A 255-nucleotide genomic window follows, 5' to 3' on the forward strand; every position below is an offset into this window, starting at 1 on the left:
TTTCACGAGTACGCTGCTACTTGGGAACACTCTAAACAGACGCTACGTTTTCGAGTACGAGGGTTTCACTCTCTACGCCCGTGCTTTCCAGACACGTTCCTCTAACGATGCGTTTTCTGACTGTTTGTCAGTCCGGCAGAACTGACCAAGAGGTCCCACGACCCCGCGAATGCAACCCCTGCCGGGTATCACACAGACGCGGTTTAGCCTCATCCGCTTTCGCTCGCCACTACTCACGGAATCACGGTTGTTTTC

Annotated in this window: 1 rRNA gene; it reads right to left on the reverse strand. The window is 53.7% G+C overall.

The features are described 5' to 3' along the window. Window positions 1–255, reverse strand: a 23S ribosomal RNA gene (locus tag QSK25_RS45290); the annotation flags it as partial.

The sequence above is a fragment of the Lentzea sp. NBRC 102530 genome (assembly GCF_030269365.1).
Taxonomy (GTDB): Bacteria; Actinomycetota; Actinomycetes; order Mycobacteriales; family Pseudonocardiaceae; genus Lentzea.